The following is a 16,578-nucleotide window of genomic DNA, read 5'->3' as shown; positions in this document are numbered from 1 at the left end:
ACTATGCAGGTCAATGTGAACGGCGATGCAATGCAGCTTCCGGACGGGGCCACCGTGTCGATTCTGATTGAGCACCTGGCGCTCTCTGGCAAGCGCCTTGCGGTTGAGGTGAACGAGGACATCGTCCCGCGAAGTCGGCATGCGGAATTTCAGCTCAATGATGGAGACCGGGTGGAGGTGGTGCATGCGATCGGTGGTGGCTGACGACAGCGTACACGGCCGACGCGAGGCGGCGTCTTTTCTATAAATTGTTGATGAACAGAACAGCTCGGAAATCTTATGACTGATACCCCCGAAATTGCATTGCCCGAAGACAAGCCCCTGGAAATCGCCGGAAAGGTCTACCAGTCGAGATTGCTGGTCGGCACCGGCAAATATCGGGACCTGATGGAGACGGGCCACGCGATTGAGGCCAGTGGTGCCGAGATCGTGACTGTAGCCGTGCGCCGGACCAACCTGGGCCAGAACCCGGATGAACCCAATCTGCTGGACGTCATTTCACCCGACACCTACACCATCTTGCCCAATACCGCCGGCTGCTACACCGCCCGGGATGCGGTACGCACCTGCAAACTGGCCCGTGAACTCCTGGACGGTCACGACCTGGTGAAGCTCGAGGTGCTCGGCGAAGAGAAAACCCTCTACCCGAATATGACCGAAACGCTGGTCGCTGCCGAAGAACTGATCGCTGACGGTTTCAAGGTGATGGTCTACTGTTCCGACGACCCGCTTCTGGCCAAACGCCTGGAAGACATGGGGTGCGTCGCCATCATGCCGCTGGGTGCGCCGATCGGGTCGGGACTCGGTATCCAGAATCGCTATAACATCCGGCTGATCGTCGAGAACGCCAGTGTGCCGGTTCTGGTGGACGCCGGTGTCGGTACCGCATCGGATGCCACCATTGCCATGGAACTGGGCTGCGATGGTGTCCTGATGAACACCGCCATTGCCCAGGCGAAAGACCCGATCCGCATGGCCAATGCGATGCGTCTGGCCATCGAATCGGGTCGTGAGTCCTACCTCGCCGGTCGTATGCCCAAGAAACTCTATGCCAGTGCCTCATCCCCCATTGATGGCACCTTCTTCTGAACTCGGGCACAATCCCAATCGGTAATTATTAAAAGCCGGCCGCCAGACGCCGGCTTTCATAACAAATACTCAGAGCGCTGTAGTCCTGTCATGACCGACCAGAAACCGAGTCGCCGAGAGGCGATCCTCCAGGCCCTCGTGGCGTTGCTGGAAACCGACCCCGGTGCCCGCATCACCACCGCCGGCCTGGCCAGAACCGTGGGTGTCACCGAGGCGGCACTGTACCGCCACTTCCCCAGCAAACGAAAAATGTTCGAGGCGCTGATCGAGTTCGCCGAGGACGCTGTGTTTTCCCGTTGCCAGGTGATCCTCCAGGAGCAGGAGGATGTGCGTACACGGTTGCAGCAATTGGTGCATCTCGTGCTGGTGTTTGCCGAGAGGAATCCTGGCTTGTGCTGTGTGCTGACCGGTGATGCCCTGATGGGCGAAAACGAGGCTTTGCGAAAGCGCGCATCCCAGTTCTTCGAACGTCTGGAAACTCAGATTCGCCAGGCCCTGAAGGAAGGTGAAATCCGCGAGGGTCTGCGTCCGCGCACCAGTGCAGCTCGGGGTGCCGACTTCGTAATGGTGTTCCTCGAGGGACGCATCCAGCGGTTTATCCGGTCGTCGTTTTCCCGGCTGCCCTCCACGGACTTCGAGGAAAGCTGGGGGCTGGTTTCCGAGAGTGTCTGGGGCTGATTTGGGCAGGGGCTTCTCTGAACCTAGCCTGAAAGTTTGGGTGCAGGGGAACGGTGGGATTGCTCTGCACAGAACCGCTACGAGCACATCCATGTGCGCTTGTTTCAGGCCATCCCTGGCCTTCTACATTCTGTGCAGAGCAATCCCACCGCTCCCTGCAAAGTCGTCAGATATATCCTTCAATACCGGGCCGTAACACCCCAAATTGTAGATTTCCACAGCCTGATATCACTTTGAGCCTGATCGGTCCGATGGGAGCATCCCTTTCCCGGAATGTCGGAGGCCATGGATGGCCGGAGTCAAGCGCACAGGGATGTGCTTGTAGCGGTTCCGGGAAAGGGATGCTCCCATCGGGCCAGCCCGCAAAGCACGAAGGCTGGGGAGCAGGCCAGGCATGAGGCCGAAGTTTCAGTCATACCCCGAAGCAGACCGGAGAATAGAACGAACCGGCTCCCAGACTGCGGGCGCGGAGATCAGGATGTCGCGGCCCCAGAGGTCGGCCGGGTAACCTTCCGGGACGTCGCCGAAGTGCCCGGCCGTGGCACCAGCTTCTTTTGCAATCAGGCGTGCGGCCGCAAAGTCCCAGGGACTCACGTTCTCGTAGTAGACATCCAGCCGGCCACAGGCCACCCAGCAGATATCCAAAGCGGCTGAGCCGATCCGGCGCAGGTCCCGGCATTGGTGGATCATGGCGTCCAGGCGGCGGACCAGGGGTTCGAGATTGTCCTTGTCGTAGGGAAATCCGGTGGCGAACAGGGATTGCCGTGGTTCGGTGGCCCCGCTGTGCCGGATGGGCTGGCCGTTGAGCGTTGCGCCTTCACCTTTGGTGGCGCGGAAGGTTTCGCCGGGGAAGGGGGCGTGGACGACACCTGCCTGAACTTCGCCTTTTTCGGCGTAGGCAATCGACACGGCAACCTGGGGGTGGCCGTACGCGTAATTCACCGTGCCATCAATCGGATCAACGATCCACAGCGGCGTGTCCAGCTCTTCCGCCTGGGACAGGTCCGGCATGGTTTCTTCGGACAGGATTCGGTGATCGGGAAACCGTTTGCGGATGGCGCCGGTGATGAATTCGTCCGCCATGACATCGGCGTGGGTCACCAACTCGGTCTGGTGTTTGTAATCCGTGCGCAGGGTGCTGGTTTCCCGTTCTCTCCGGATCAGAACACCGGCATCCAGTGCCAGGGATTCGGCAAAGTCGGTAATGTCGCGAAGAGAAGTGGAATCAGACATGGCGCCCCCGTAGGATCTCGAATGAGGGCGCCAGTCTAACACGAAGGAGTTACAGGCTGTTGAGCCAGCGTTCCATCTTGTCCATGGCGGTCACCAGGCGCGGACAGGCCTGCTCGACGAAGCTGTCGCCCAGTTCCTGTTCAGCGTAATCACCGCCGGCGAGCTTCAGGGCTCCGGCACCATCGAAGTCGACAAACGCCAGTCGGGCACCCAGGTGATCCGGTACGAAACCGAAGTCGCTCGAAGGCAGGATGGCAACGCCGGTGTTTTCCAGCAGTGCGGTGCAGAAGGCCTGTGACGTCATGATGTCCTTGCGGGCGAGCTTGTCGCGGAAGTTCGAGAAATCCGGGAACACGTAGAAGGCTCCCTGGGGCTTCTGAACCACGGCGCCCATGTCCGTCAGACGCTTGTGCATGTACTCGCCAACCACCTTGAGTACCCGCCGTGACTGGTTGAGATACTCGTCGATGTCTTCCCCGCCGTTAAAGGCGGTGATGGACGCGTGCTGGATGGGGGCGCTGGTGGCCGTGTAGGTTTCGCTGGCGATAATGGCCATGGCGTCCTGCAGGGGCCGCAACTCCGGCGGGAAAATGAAGGTGCCCACTCGCCAGCCGCCGGCACCGGCCCACTTGGACAGACCCGTGCTGATGATCGTGCCTTCCGGATAGTAACGGGCAATGGATTTGTGCTTGCCTTCGAAATGCACTTCGCCGTAGATCTCGTCCGACAGCAGGATCAGCTTGTACTTGCGGGCGACGTTGGCAATCGCCAGCAGCTGGTCGTCGGTATAGGTACAGCCAGTCGGGTTGGACGGGTAGTTCAGGATCAGGATCCGCGGACGGGAGGGGTCATCGCGGCAGATGATGTCCAGCTCTTCGGCGGTGAGCTGCCAGTTGTTCTCGGCATGGGTGGGCAGCCAGTGGACGGAGCGGCCGATGATTCGGGCCTGGGGCGCGTAGGATACCCAGCTCGGGCGGGGAATCAGCAGGTCGCCGTAGTAGGCCAGTTGCAGCATGAACAGCAGCTCCTTGGAGCCCGGGCCGATGAGTACGTCCTCCCAGGTGCAGCGCATGCGCTCACTGCGATTGATGTAGCCGGCAATGGCTTCACGCAGGCCTTTCAGGCCCCTGACGGGAAGGTAGTCCTTTTCGTGGGCGTGCTCTTTGAGCGCTTCCACCACGCGATCAGGGACCGGGAACGGGGACTGTCCCAGGCCGAGTTTGATGATGTCTTTGCCTTCGGCTCGAAGCTGGTTGCTCAGTTCGTTGATGCGGAGGGTGGCGGAGGGCTGGATGCCCCGGACGTTGAGGTTGATCGCGAAACGGTGGTCGGTTTGTATGTCCATTGTCCCAGTCTGTTGGTTGGCTTTGACAGGAACAGTATAGGAAACCCAAACATATCTGTGACGAGGGTGCGGATAAGTGTTTGCCGCATCCGAACCCCCGACTTTGGTCGAAGAGGGCGGTTCAGAGAGACCGGATCCAGACCTCGACGCGTCCGTTTCTGGGGCTGCCCTTGCCTCCCACGGGCATGTAATGCCCATATCCGGTATAGGCGACGTCGTTAACCTTGAGCTCGTTGAGTGCCTTGCGGACAGACAGCGCCCGTAATTCGGAGATGAGCTGGGCCCGCAGTTCATTGCTCTGGCGGTCGGCAAATCCGATCAGCATCAGGTCGTCTGCGCTTCGCCCGTGTTGCTCGAGGTACTGTTTGACCCGTCGCAGATCCCGCATGGCCTTGTTATCCAGTTTGGTGCGTCCACGGGAAAAGCGAAAGTTCACCGTCAGTCGCTGATAATGGGCGGTCAACCGGCGGAAGGTATCAGGCACGGTGGCATCGAAGTCGGGTTTGACGGCGATCGGGTTCTGGGAAATGAACCCCGATTTGGCAACGATCGCCTGCCCCTTGCTGCTCAAGGCAAAATCGACCAGCGCTGCGGCCATGGGTGTAACCCTGGAACCCGGCGTATACATGAACAGCCGCCGTGCCAGGGGATAGTCCTCACTGGCTACGGTCAACTGATTGGGTTTCAGAGCCGGTGCATCGCCGTCGGATATGGCCAGCACCTTGCTGTTCCTGACCGAGGCGAGGCCGGCAAAGCCGATTCCGCCCGGATCCTGACTGACATCATCTGAAAGACGGTCGTTGGACTCGTAGCGTTTGGCGGTTTGGGAGAGGCTGTATCGCTTGCCCAGAACCAGGGATTTGAACGTGTCCCAGGTACCGGAACGATCGTCGCGGGCATAGATATGGATCTTGCGGTTTGGCCCACCCACTTCGGACCAGTTACTGATCTCTCCGGAAAAGATTTTGCCGAGCGTGTCGATACCCAGCTGGCTGACCGGATTTGCCGGGTTGACCAGAACCGCAAGGCCATCAATAGCGATCACGTGTTCGCTGTCCATCGATGTCAGGTCGGCCCGATCACTGAAGCTCTGGATTTCTTTCACCTTCGCCGGGCGGGATGCGGCCCAGATGTCCGCGTGTCCGGCCGCCATGGCCTTGAAGCCCGTGCTGGAACCATGGGCCGCGACCAGTACGCTGATCCGGCTGGTGCCATCCAGTGCCGTCAGGCGTTTCTCGTTTTCCCGGCCGGTGCCTTCCTCTCGGACCCTGTGCCCGGTGCGCTGCTCGAGGTAGGCGGTTACCAGCATCGGTGCCAGGGCTGCACCAACCGTGTTCGATCCCTGGATTTCGAGATCGACAGCGAGCGCGGCGTGGCTGAGTAGGAGACTGGCAAGGAGCCATGCCAGTCGGTAGGTGTTCTTCCTGATCATGTGTGATTTCCTGAAAAATATCGACAAGACAGATAGTTGCGTCGCGTCAGAGTGATTCAGAAATGTGACATTTATGTTTCAGGGGGGAGTTTTGATGGGCTCCACGGCGCGGAAAATGGTAAGAGTTTGTAACCGGTCCGGAGCTTCCGGGGACGCAGCGATGTTCAGAATCGGTGGGGTTCCAGTTCCATGTGGATGATACTGGCGCCCAGCATGATCACCCGGCCGGTGTAACGTTCCTCGCCGGTTGCCGTAAAGTCGAACAGGAAACGTCGCCAGACGCGGAGGTGGCCCTGGTTGTCGCGCTTGAACCAGAGCCCGCGAAGGTAGACGGCATCGTCCAGCAGCATGACGTCCATGGTTTTGCAGTACCGGCGAGCGGCCTGGAGTACCGAATCCTTGATCGCCTTCGCGCGCCACCAGTACCAGGCGCAAAAACCGCCGACGAGTAGCCAGAACAGCGTTTCCAGTGTCAGATTCAGAAGAATTCCCCGTGTCTTGGCGTTTTGGAACGCCAGACTACCGCATCATGCCGGCTCGGGGAATGCCCGCTTGCCATCAGCCGCAGGGCCTTTCGCCGGCGTCAGGCCGGTTGGCGCCCCCTGGCTGACAGGGACGAGTTTGTCGCACAGCATCTGCAGGAAATGACTGGTAAGCAGCTGGGCCTGGTCCACGTTATGACCCAGTTGTTCGGATTCCTCATGAGCGCTTTCGCTACTCTGGACCGACCGGTTGCCCATCTCCAGAAGGCGTTCTGCCTGACGCCCGACCTGCAGGCTCAGAGCGGACTGTTGCTCGGTGGCGCCGGCCACTTCCTGGGTGCAGCTGGCGATGACATCGACGTCCCGAAGGGTATGGTCAATGCTGGTGTTGGCTTCTTCCGCGATACTCGAGGTGTCTTCGCAGGCTTTCGTTCCTTCGGCGATCACATCGGCGACGCTTCGGGTTTCCTTCTGCAGCGCATCGATCATTTCTTCGATCTTGCGTGTGGAATCGTGGGTCCGCCGGGCCAGACCGCGGACCTCGTCGGCAACTACGGCAAACCCTCGTCCGGATTCACCCGCCCGGGCGGCTTCGATGGCGGCATTGAGTGCCAGAAGGTTGGTCTGTTCCGCAATGTCGGAAATGACGTCCAGCACCAGGCCGATGGCATCGCTCTTTTCGCCAAGGGTGGTCATGTGCTGCCGGGCCAGTGTCAGCCGACCGGCCAGATCGGAGAGGGCCTGATTCACCCGCGCCATCTGTTCGCCGCTCTGGCTGGCGGACTGGCGGGCGTCCCGGGTGGCATCGTGAGTACGGGCGGTCAGCTCGCTGACCCGATCGACACTTACCGATAATTCCTCGAAGGCCCGGCTAATGTCCTGGATGTCCCCTTGCTGGTGGCGAATACTCTCCACGGACTGGTTCACCCATTCCATGGTCTTCTGCTTGCGCCCGTGCAGGCGACCGATGTTGGCGTGCATGCGCGCTGAGACAGCTCTCAGGGTGTGGTCTCTCTTCTGTCGGTCGAACTCGATCCAGGCGCCCTCATCCCGCCGGCCGGTGTAGATCCAGGGCATCGCCGGATGAGCTTCGCAGCAGGCGAGGCGGGCACTCTGCACCATGGGGCGGGTCAGGGTGAAGAGGACGGCAAACACGGTAAACAACAGTGCTTCGAGCACCGCTACGCTGGCCACCGGCAGGCCGCCGGTAAGCCCGATGGCGGGTAACGCGAGAGCGAGAACGCCGTAAAGACACCCGATTTTCCACGTCAGTGACGGGCTGAGTGCCTGATACCGACGGGGTACCTTCCCCTGATTCCAGGTGTGATACACCTTCTCTGCCCGTCGGATCTGGTCCCGGGTCGGACACACCCGGACAGACTGGAACTCGACAATCTTTCCGTGCTGACGGATGGGGGTTACAAAGGCGTCTACCCAATAGTGATCGCCGTTCTTGCAACGGTTCTTGACCATGCCCCGCCAGGATTCCCCCGATTTGATAGTGTCCCACAGGTCTGCAAATGCGCCTGGTGGCATGTCCGGGTGACGAATCAGGTTGTGGGGCTGCCCGACCAGTTCCTCGACGGTGTATCCGGCGACCTCGGCGAACTCGTCATTGGCCGCGGTGATTCGTCCCTTGATGTCGGTGGTGGTGATCAGGTGATAGGTAGCAGGGTAGGTACGCTCCTTCTGGGTGACTGGCTCGTTCCGTCTCATCGTTTTCTCCGCACGCGCAGTATTTTTTTCGTTCTTTCACCCACTATCGACGCCCAATTGCCAACGCGATATCCGGATACTGCAAACTTGCGACAATTCGTCACTTTTCATCATGCTTTCGTCGAATAACGCGGCGTTTTGCAATATGTGGCTAGGTTGGCGACATTTCCGCCCTATGCTTATAAACCGGGGACTGGTCGGACCATGGATCAGGTTATCAGGACGGAGGATCCGAAAGACGATGCAGGCACTACAACAACAAGACTTCAAGTCTTTGATAGACAATCATCCCCGGGCCATCATGCTGGCGACGCCAGAGCCGAGAATTACTTACGTCAACCGGATGTTCCGGTCGGTAACGGGATATCAGGCGGACGACGTGGTCGGCAAGCCGCCATCGGTGCTCAGCTCCGGGCTCCATTCAGCACAATTTTACCGGTCTATGTGGGAGGGGTTGTCGCAGCGGGGCCGCTGGGAAGGTTTGATCTGGAACCGGCGCAAGAACGGCGAAGTCTATCCCCAATGGCTATCGATCTATCCCGTGGATTTTGCCGGCACACGGATGTTTGCAGGTGTTTTCATGGACATCGGCGAGCTGACAGAGAATGACGAGCGCCTGGCCTCTCTGGCGTATTACGATCCTTTGACCGAACTGCCTAATCGTGCGCTTTTCAAGGAGTTCCTGAAAGCCCGGGTATCACAGAAAGAGACAACGCGTCGGGGCTTCGCGGTTCTTTTCGTTGATCTGGATTTCTTCAAGTCCATAAATGATCTCTATGGTCACGAATGTGGTGACCGGGTCCTGCAGGAGGCCGCCCAGTGTGTGCGCAGTGTTCTGCGAGAGGGGGACGTGGTGGCCCGTCTGTCCGGCGACGAGTTCGCCGCCATTGTTGAGCTCAACGGACAGGACACGCCCGACAGCATCTGCCAACGCATGGTCCGGATTTTTCAGGCCCCGGTGGTGGTCGATCAGCGGGAGTATTTCCTGTCAGCATCGGTGGGGGCGGCACTTTTCCCGGATCACGGTCGAACCGGCCCCGAGTTGCTTCAGAATGCAGACAGGGCCATGTACAGCGCCAAACTTGCTGGTCGGGCCTGCTATCGCATGTACAGTGCAGTGGACAGCGAACAGGGCCGGCGCCACCAGCGCCTTTCCGAGGCGCTGGTAGCGTCGCTGAAAACCGCCCCGGAGGAGTTCAGCGTCGTGTTTCAGCCGCAGCTCAACCTGGAATCCGGTCAGGTGGTTGGGTACGAGGCATTACTGCGTTGGTGCCATCCCGAGTTCGGTTCCGTATCACCTGCGGATTTTGTCCCTATTGCGGAGAATCGGGGACACATTCATGAGTTAACGGAACACCTGATCCGATGCGTTATGAGAGATCTTCCTACGGCACTGGTTCCGGGTATTGACGAGGGGTGCCGGGTGGCGATCAATATTTCCGCCCGCCAGATCAATGATTCCAGACTGGAAGTGGTTCTCGCACCCTTCTTCGACCGATTGAAGGGCCTCGGATGGCAGCCTGAACTGGAAATCACTGAAACGCATATGATGAACCTCTCGCCGCGATGCCTTCAGCGCCTGTCGAGCTTTCGTGAGCGGGGCGTGGCTGTCGCCATTGACGATTTTGGTACCGGGTATTCCTCCCTTGCGTACCTGCACACACTCCCGGTCCAGGTTCTTAAAATTGACCGGCAGTTTACCCAACGTCTGGGAGAGAACAGTCGGGATTCCCGGATTGTATCAGCGATTCTGGGCATTGCTGACGCACTGGAGATGGAGGTTGTTGCCGAGGGAATTGAAACGGCGGCCCAGCTGGAGAAACTGCGAGAGCTGGGATGTATGCGAGGGCAAGGGTTCCTTCTTGGCCGTCCTGCAGAGCTGAAATCATTGTTGCCGATCAACAATTGATCAGAATCAAGTCTTTACCTGAAACTGTCTCTTGAAGCTGCATTTTGCAAAATTCGGCTAGGGGATTTTTACCGGGTGTTCTAAAAAAGGGCACCATCTCTATTTGTTGTAACTTTATGCCATTGGTGCATCCAACACAGTTGGAGCTTGAAGCTTATCTGAAGCTGAATCGGGCTTCGCTCGAGGAGTGGCAAGAAGCCCTCCGCAGGCTCAGCGATATCCCTGCCCTTGAGTGCCACCTGCAATGCCCGGAATCCTCGGCGCCGGTGGGAGCGCTGTCATTGCTGGAATCACCGGTCGGAAGCGTCATTTGTCTGCAGGCTTCCAGGCCGATGATCGTCAAAGGCTGGCACTCCTCTACGCCGGTCTGGATTCGGGTTCTGAACGGCGCCATGCAGTCTGCAGACGATGCGATTCCGTTCGCGCCCGGTGACGCCCGATCTCCGGGTTCGCTGGCGTTTCAGCTGAGTGCCGGTTCCCAGGTCGCGTTGGTGATTCCTCGTGAATTCCCCGGGGAAGCTGAGGGGGAATGGCGACGGGGTTCCCGGAGTCGCATCTGTGCCCTCTTCGATCGCTTCCTGTTTCAGGTCGCCTTTGCCCGGTCCCATGCTCATTCAGTAGCGAGTGCCCGCAAACTGATCCAGGGCCTGATTCGGCATTCGCTGAGCGAGGAGGGTGTGGATCTGTGCTGTGTGCCGAGCCTGGATCGGCGTCTTCAACGGGCGATTGAAAAAATTGAACAGGAGTCGGACTGGGAGTTCGATCTGCCTCAACTGGCCCGGCATTCCGGGGTCAGTGAACGCAACCTCTACTACCTGATGCGGCGCGAGACCGGGTTGACACCCTATCGATTCTACCAGCGATGCCGGCTTATCCGGGTTCGGCGCAGGCTGGTGGACTGCCAGTGTGAGATTCCCCACATTTCCTGGTACGCCGCCGATGAGGGCTTCTCCCACCTGGGCCGGTTTGCAGCACTCTACCGTGAGCATTTTGGCGAACTGCCCAGCCAGACGGTTCAGTGGCGCCGAAGTTTGCTGGATACCGCCGATGAGTTCGCCTGATATCCCAGCTACCCTCCGTCCATAAAAAAAACCGGCCACCTTGTGGCCGGTTTTTTCTTGCGCAGTTGGCGATCGATCAGTGGCTTGCGGCCACCGCCTTCCGAGTGCCATCGGTATCCTCGTCGCCGCCCTTGTTGTGATCCCGGGCCAGCAGGATGTAGAACGCGGGCAGTACGAAGAGAGTGAACAACGTGCCAATGCCCAGGCCGGCACTGATCGTCAGGCCGATGGCAAACCGGCTTTCCGCACCCGCGCCTACGGCGATCAACAGCGGAATCATGGCAACGATCAGGGCCAGCGAGGTCATGATAATGGGCCGGAGCCGGATGGCTGCCGCTTCGATTACCGCCTCGACTTTGCCCAGTCCCCTCTGCTTCTGCAGCAGGTTGGCAAACTCCACGATCAGTATGCCGTTCTTCGACACCACGCCGATCAGCGTGATCAGCCCAACCTGGGTATAGATGTTCATGGACGCGAAGCCCAGCACGATGAACGACATGGCACCGGCAACCGACATCGGGACCGACACCAGGATGATCAGTGGATCACGCCAGCTCTCGAACTGCGCCGCCAGTACCAGGTAGATCACCAGCAGTGACAGGAAGAAGGTCACCATCAGGGCGTTACCCTGGTTCGCCTGCTGACGGGTCTGGCCGGTGTAGTCGAAGCTGTACCCCTGGGGCAGTGTGTCCCTGGCGGTCTGTTCCATGTAGTCCATCGCGCTGCCCATGGCGACACCCGGCTTGATCACACCCTGAAGGGTCAGTGAGTTGAGCTGGTTGAATTGGGTACGATTCGACGGTTCCACGTCCCGGGTGAAGCTCACGACGCTGCCCAGGGGGACCAGTTCACCGTTGCCGCTGCGAACGTAATAGTCGTTCAGCGCCTGCTCATCCAGACGGAATTTCTGATCCACCTGGGGGATCACCTTGTACGACCGGCCTTCCATGCTGAACCGGTTGACGTAACCGCCACCCAGCATGCTGGACAGCGCCTGGCCGATGTCCTGCATGGACAGGCCGAGATCCGCGACCCGGTCGCGGTCGACGTGGATTCGGGTGACCGGTTTGTCGAAGTTGATCGACTTCTGCAGGAACAGGAAGTTGCCGCTGCCCATGGCCTTGCCGAGGAGTTGGTCGGCTGCCTGGTTCAGCTGGTCATAGCTGTTGCCTGTGGTGATCACGAACTGGAAGGGCAGGCCACCGCCGGAACCCGGGAGGGAAGGCCTGGGGAAGACTGCTGTCTGCAGACCGGTCACCTTTTTCAGCTCGGCATTGAGAATGGGCTGCACTTCAAACTGGGAGACATCCCGTTCGCTCCAGGGCTTCATCTTGTAGCCGCCGAAAACCGCATTCGGTCCCGTGAAGCCGATAACCATGAAGTCCTCGTTGTAGCCCGGCAGTTTGGACATGCGGTTCTGGATCTCGGCCCCGTTCTCCCTCAGATAGTCCAGTGTTGCCGTCTGCGGCCCCAGCCCCTGGTAGAACAGAATGCCCTGGTCTTCCGTGGGCGCCAGTTCGTTCTGGCTCATGGCCACCATGAAGTAGATGGACCCGAGTACCACCGCGGCGAAGAACACCACCACTGATTTGGTCTGCATCAGGGAGCTGAGAGCCGATTTGTAGCCGCTGGAGAGGCCGTTGAACGTTCGCTCCACCACCTGTTCGAACCGGCCGGAACTGCCATGAGGCTTCAGGACCTTACCGGAAACCATGGGGGACAGGGTCAGGGCGACGATGCCTGAGATCACCACGGTACCGGCGAGAGTAAAGGCGAATTCGGTGAACAGGGAGCCTACCAGGCCTCCCATGAAACCGATGGGCGCATAAACGGCGACCAGGGTGGTGGTCATGGCGATGATCGGAGTTGCCATTTCCCGGGCGCCGTGGAGAGCCGCGTCGAACTTTGACTCGCCTTCTTCGATATGTCGGTGCACGTTCTCAACGATGATAATGGCATCGTCCACGACCAGCCCGATCGCCAGCACCATCGATAGCAGCGTGAGCAGGTTCAGCGAGAAACCGAACATCAGCATCACAAAGGCGCCCCCGATCAGGGACAGTGGAACCGCCACCGAAGGCACCACCGAAGCCCGGACGGAGCCCAGGCACAGGAACACGACCACGAGTACGATGATCAATGCTTCGGCCAGGGTCTTGATGACTTCGTCAATGGAATCCTGGATGAAGTCCGACGCGTCATAGGCCAGGCGAACATCCAGTCCGGACGGCAACTGACTTTCGATATCCGGCAGGGCGCCCTTGACCAGATTGGCGACGGTCAACGGGTTGGCGCCCGGTGCCAGCTCGATGGCAACGTAGGTGGCCGGCTTGCCTTTGTACAGTGCAAGTTCGTTGTAGCTTGCCGAGCCGAGCTCCACCCGGGCAATATCCTGCAGGCGAATCTGGGTGCCGTCCTGGGTCTTGACCACGAGGTTGCGGAAGTTGTCAGGATCAGCCACATCGGTGTCGCTGGTCATTGCGACCTCGACATACTGTCCTTTGGTGTTGCCCACTGCGGCCTGGTAGTTGTTGGCGCGCAGCTTGGCGGCCACCTCGGTGGGCGTGAGGTTGACCGCGGCCAGACGCTCAGGATCGAGCCATACGCGCAGGGCAAACTGCCGACCAATCAGGCGGGCCTTGCCGACGCCGGAGAGGGCCTGCAGTTTGGGCTGTACCACGCGCGTCAGGTAATCCGTGATCTCGGGAACCGCCAGTTCCTCACTGTAGAAGGCGATGTACATCAAGGCCGTTGAGTCGCCAGTGGACGACTCAATGATCGGATCCTGGGCTTCGGCGGGCAATACGTTGCGCTGACTGGCAACCTTCGCCTGGATCTCGGCCAGGGCGGCATTGGCGTCGTAGTTGAGCTGCATGTGCGCTTCAATCTTCGACGTGCCCTGTGAACTGGTGGAGGTCAGGTAGTCGATGCCGCTGGCTTCGGCAATGGCCTGTTGCAGGGGCGTGGTGATGAAGCCCTTGATCAGGTCAGAGCTGGCACCGGGGTAAGCCGTGGTGACGGTTACGGTGGTGCTCTCCAGTTCCGGATACTGCCGGATCTCCATCTCCATGGCGGCCCGTGCGCCGATCAGAAGGATCAGCAGGCTCACCACCGTCGCCAGTACGGGACGGCGGACGAAAATGTCGGTAAACCGCATTATTCAGACGCCTCCTGCGTGTTGTCTTGCGCTTCCTGAATCTGGACCTTCTGGCCGGCGCGGAGTCTCAGCAGGCCTTTGGATACCACGGTGTCGCCGGCTTTCAGGCCGGACAGAACTGCCACGCGACCGTCCCGGGTCTGGCCAGTGGTTACGGTGCGACGTTTGACCACCAGGTCGCCATTGTCGTTCTTCTCGACGGCAAAGACGAAATCTCCATAGGTGTTGTAGGAGATGGCGGTACGGGGGACGGTTACCACCTCGTTCTGCTCGGGTTGTTCGGTCTGGATGGTCGCGAACATGCCCGGCCGGAGGAGGTTATCCGGGTTGCTCACGGTCGCGCGGACACGAACTGTACGGGTTTGTGGATTCACCGAGGTATTGATCGCACTGACCTTGCCGTTGAAGGCCATGTCCGGAACGGCGGCCACCGTTGCAACCACCGGATAGCCCGTGGCGACATTGGGCAGATTTTTCTCGGAGAGGGTGTAATCGACGTAGATCGGGTCGAGCATGTTGACCTCGACGATGGGTGTGCCGGTCGCAATGTATTCGCCCTGGTCCACCATCCGGATGCCCAGCCTGCCGTCGAACGGTGCCCGGATCACTTTCTTGCCAAGTTGCGCTTCGGCCTCGTTCACCCGGGCGCGCGCCGCGTCATAGTTTGCCTTTGCCTCGTCGTACTGTGACTGCGATACCGCCCGTTTCGGGAGCAGGTCCGATACCCGCTTGAACTCCTGCTGGGCCAGCTGGGCTTCGGCGCGACGGGTGCGCAGGGCTGCTTCGTCGATCTCGGAGTTCAGGCGGATCAGGACATCGCCTTCTTTAACGGTATCGCCTGACTCGAATTCGATGCTCTGAATCACCCCGGGGACCTCGTTGGCGACCTGAACGCCATTGACCGCCTCAATACTGCCCACGGCCTTGATGCTGGGGGTCCATTTCTCGACCTTTGCGTCCGTAGCGGAAATGGCGGTCGGCGGCTGGGGCTGGGACATCTTTTCCTTCATCTGTCCGAACTGGTAGAACTTGTACCCGAAAATGCCGCCAAGGACGACGCCAAGGAGAATGATGACAATCACGAAGCGGGAGGCAGTACGCATAATGAATATCCTGGAATCCGTATCCATGTGAGTGTGCCTGAACAAACCGTGTGGATAGTTCGTTCAGACGGGGCTGTTGAGCTCGTTCATTAAATGAAGTTCACGAAACATAGCATCCTATAAAAACTGGTAACGGTTTGTCACCCGTTTGTGAGTAATTCTCGTTACTGTTTTCGCCCGGTTGGTCTGAGTCGGGTCCAGGATGCTTTTTTTTGACGTTCGTCCGGTATCGTAAATCACTCTAGGTGACAGAATTACGAGAGCGTGGGGGCATGAGATTAGTCGGCAAGTCAATCAGCGAAGGATATCCACCTTGACGTCGACGATGCGGCTTCGGGATTGATTGCTCTTCAACGTGTAGGTGATGTCACTGTTAGCACTCTGATTGCTGGTATCGACGCTTCCCAGCGAGACCCAGTGTCCGGGTTCCACCCGCCGAATCGTCAGCAGGGCCTCTGTGTCGTAACCCTGGATCTGGGCCGGATCCTCCTCGAAAGACACAATGTTCAGTTCAACGGTCTGGTCGGAGATGACCTGGGGGCTGACCAGGAAACCGGAATGCGTCTTGACCTGTTCGAGGATGGTGGCCGGGTTCCGGCCGCCGCGGATGGCGAAGGGCAGGGTCCGGACCTGACCAGAGGTGATCTGGGCAGTCTGGCCGTCCTGGACGATGATGGTCCGCTGTGCCTGGTTTGCCGTGGTGATGACCTTGTTCTGCGCCTCGATTCGCAGCGATTTGTCGTTGCCGCTGACGCCTCCGCCGGACTCTTTACCGCCGATGTCTTCCCGGGTTCGAACCGTAATCCGGATTTGCGCCGGGGCTACATCCAGGGACTGGACCAGGGTACCGATCTCGTCAAGAAGCCTGGGTTCGCCACGCACGACCAGTTGTTGCCCCCTTGCAGTGACAGTGATCTGACTGTCCTGGTAGAGGTCGCGTATTTGCGTGGCGACGTCGTCTCCGGTACGCGCAGTCAGTTGATAGATCCGGGTCTCGGTCTGCGCCTGTGCGCTCGCCGCAGCCAGCCAGAGAGGAACCGTCACTATCAGGACGAGCAACAGCCTCAGTTGGGGGAAAACGGTTCGATTCATGGAGTCTCCGGATAAAGAACGTCTGCAAAAAGTCTGGCCAGCAGGTTGCCAAGCCTGAAACCGGGGGTATATAGTGAAGAGCATGAATATTTCGAGCGCGACCTGTCAATTCAATCTTTCGCAAGCTTTCAGCCCGATCAGGCTGACGGCGGCGGTCGCTGCTGTGTTTTTCTGGTGGTTTGGTTATGGCTTTTATTTTAGCCAGAACCCGGGCCGCCTATCGGACGCTTAATCCGAAACATACGAGGAAGGCAGCCCGGCAGACACCCAGGCTGCCACCG

Annotated in this window: 13 protein-coding genes; 5 read left to right on the top strand and 8 right to left on the bottom strand. The window is 59.3% G+C overall.

Going from position 1 to position 16,578, the window contains the following annotated elements:
* Positions 1–3 precede the first annotated feature (3 nt).
* From thiS to slmA, 3 genes are all read left to right on the top strand, one after another.
* Positions 4–204: a sulfur carrier protein ThiS gene (gene thiS, locus MSNKSG1_RS12380; RefSeq protein ID WP_008939620.1), complete on the top strand. Its 201-nt coding sequence runs from the start codon at positions 4–6 to the stop codon at positions 202–204.
* Positions 205–279: 75 nt separating this feature from the next.
* Entirely contained in the window at positions 280–1,089 is an 810-nt protein-coding gene (locus MSNKSG1_RS12375) for a thiazole synthase (RefSeq protein ID WP_008939619.1), read from the top strand.
* A 90-nt stretch (positions 1,090–1,179) separates the two neighbouring features.
* Positions 1,180–1,767, top strand: a complete 588-nt coding sequence (gene slmA / locus MSNKSG1_RS12370) for a nucleoid occlusion factor SlmA (protein WP_008939618.1) — start codon at positions 1,180–1,182, stop codon at positions 1,765–1,767.
* A gap of 408 nt (positions 1,768–2,175) precedes the next feature.
* Here the strand turns inward: slmA and MSNKSG1_RS12365 are convergent, their stop codons facing one another.
* The 5 genes from MSNKSG1_RS12365 to MSNKSG1_RS12345 form a co-directional block, all read right to left on the bottom strand.
* A complete protein-coding gene (locus MSNKSG1_RS12365; protein WP_008939617.1) occupies positions 2,176–3,000 on the bottom strand; it encodes an inositol monophosphatase family protein in 825 nt (274 codons plus the stop codon).
* Between the two features lie 49 nt (positions 3,001–3,049).
* Positions 3,050–4,345, bottom strand: coding sequence for a pyridoxal phosphate-dependent aminotransferase (locus tag MSNKSG1_RS12360; RefSeq protein WP_008939616.1), 1,296 nt, complete (start codon positions 4,343–4,345; stop codon positions 3,050–3,052).
* Positions 4,346–4,466: 121 nt separating this feature from the next.
* A complete protein-coding gene (locus tag MSNKSG1_RS12355; RefSeq protein ID WP_008939615.1) occupies positions 4,467–5,777 on the bottom strand; it encodes a substrate-binding domain-containing protein in 1,311 nt (436 codons plus the stop codon).
* A 164-nt stretch (positions 5,778–5,941) separates the two neighbouring features.
* Complete coding sequence (locus tag MSNKSG1_RS12350; protein WP_040886902.1) at positions 5,942–6,253, bottom strand: DUF3301 domain-containing protein; 312 nt, start codon at positions 6,251–6,253, stop codon at positions 5,942–5,944.
* Between the two features lie 51 nt (positions 6,254–6,304).
* Complete coding sequence (locus MSNKSG1_RS12345; protein ID WP_008939613.1) at positions 6,305–7,975, bottom strand: methyl-accepting chemotaxis protein; 1,671 nt, start codon at positions 7,973–7,975, stop codon at positions 6,305–6,307.
* A 241-nt stretch (positions 7,976–8,216) separates the two neighbouring features.
* Between MSNKSG1_RS12345 and MSNKSG1_RS12340 the strand changes: the two genes are divergently transcribed.
* Positions 8,217–9,884 (top strand): putative bifunctional diguanylate cyclase/phosphodiesterase, encoded by a 1,668-nt coding sequence (locus MSNKSG1_RS12340; protein WP_008939612.1) that lies wholly within the window; start codon positions 8,217–8,219, stop codon positions 9,882–9,884.
* Positions 9,885–10,024: 140 nt separating this feature from the next.
* Positions 10,025–10,945 carry an AraC family transcriptional regulator gene (locus MSNKSG1_RS12335; RefSeq protein WP_227498020.1) on the top strand — a complete coding sequence of 307 codons (921 nt, stop codon included), beginning with the start codon at positions 10,025–10,027 and terminating at the stop codon, positions 10,943–10,945.
* Positions 10,946–11,021: 76 nt separating this feature from the next.
* Here MSNKSG1_RS12335 and MSNKSG1_RS12330 read toward each other — a convergent pair whose 3' ends face one another.
* The 3 genes from MSNKSG1_RS12330 to MSNKSG1_RS12320 all read right to left on the bottom strand — a co-directional run bounded on the left by MSNKSG1_RS12330 (position 11,022) and on the right by MSNKSG1_RS12320 (position 16,297).
* Positions 11,022–14,102 carry an efflux RND transporter permease subunit gene (locus tag MSNKSG1_RS12330; RefSeq protein WP_008939610.1) on the bottom strand — a complete coding sequence of 1,027 codons (3,081 nt, stop codon included), beginning with the start codon at positions 14,100–14,102 and terminating at the stop codon, positions 11,022–11,024.
* The gene (locus tag MSNKSG1_RS12325) at positions 14,102–15,205 is read right to left on the bottom strand and encodes an efflux RND transporter periplasmic adaptor subunit (RefSeq protein ID WP_008939609.1); all 1,104 of its coding nucleotides are present in this window, start codon (positions 15,203–15,205) and stop codon (positions 14,102–14,104) included. Before MSNKSG1_RS12325 ends, MSNKSG1_RS12330 begins: the two co-directional genes overlap by 1 nt.
* A gap of 294 nt (positions 15,206–15,499) precedes the next feature.
* On the bottom strand, positions 15,500–16,297 hold the full coding sequence (locus tag MSNKSG1_RS12320) for a secretin N-terminal domain-containing protein (protein ID WP_008939608.1): 798 nt from the start codon (positions 16,295–16,297) through the stop codon (positions 15,500–15,502).
* Between the last annotated feature and the right edge of the window lie 281 nt (positions 16,298–16,578).

Origin of the sequence: Marinobacter santoriniensis NKSG1, assembly GCF_000347775.1 — a bacterium.
Lineage (GTDB): Bacteria > Pseudomonadota > Gammaproteobacteria > Pseudomonadales > Oleiphilaceae > Marinobacter > Marinobacter santoriniensis.
This window is presented reverse-complemented; position numbering and strand designations above follow the sequence as displayed.

What these genes read in the sequence shown, in the direction of transcription:
- MSNKSG1_RS12375 (WP_008939619.1), top strand. Translation starts at nt 280, where the DNA reads ATGACTGATACCCCCGAAATTGCATTGCCCGAAGACAAGCCCCTGGAA.
- MSNKSG1_RS12345 (WP_008939613.1), bottom strand. Translation starts at nt 7,975, where the DNA reads ATGAGACGGAACGAGCCAGTCACCCAGAAGGAGCGTACCTACCCTGCT.
- MSNKSG1_RS12325 (WP_008939609.1), bottom strand. Translation starts at nt 15,205, where the DNA reads ATGCGTACTGCCTCCCGCTTCGTGATTGTCATCATTCTCCTTGGCGTC.
- MSNKSG1_RS12360 (WP_008939616.1), bottom strand. Translation starts at nt 4,345, where the DNA reads ATGGACATACAAACCGACCACCGTTTCGCGATCAACCTCAACGTCCGG.
- thiS (WP_008939620.1), top strand. Translation starts at nt 4, where the DNA reads ATGCAGGTCAATGTGAACGGCGATGCAATGCAGCTTCCGGACGGGGCC.
- MSNKSG1_RS12355 (WP_008939615.1), bottom strand. Translation starts at nt 5,777, where the DNA reads ATGATCAGGAAGAACACCTACCGACTGGCATGGCTCCTTGCCAGTCTC.
- MSNKSG1_RS12320 (WP_008939608.1), bottom strand. Translation starts at nt 16,297, where the DNA reads ATGAATCGAACCGTTTTCCCCCAACTGAGGCTGTTGCTCGTCCTGATA.
- MSNKSG1_RS12365 (WP_008939617.1), bottom strand. Translation starts at nt 3,000, where the DNA reads ATGTCTGATTCCACTTCTCTTCGCGACATTACCGACTTTGCCGAATCC.
- slmA (WP_008939618.1), top strand. Translation starts at nt 1,180, where the DNA reads ATGACCGACCAGAAACCGAGTCGCCGAGAGGCGATCCTCCAGGCCCTC.
- MSNKSG1_RS12330 (WP_008939610.1), bottom strand. Translation starts at nt 14,102, where the DNA reads ATGCGGTTTACCGACATTTTCGTCCGCCGTCCCGTACTGGCGACGGTG.
- MSNKSG1_RS12340 (WP_008939612.1), top strand. Translation starts at nt 8,217, where the DNA reads ATGCAGGCACTACAACAACAAGACTTCAAGTCTTTGATAGACAATCAT.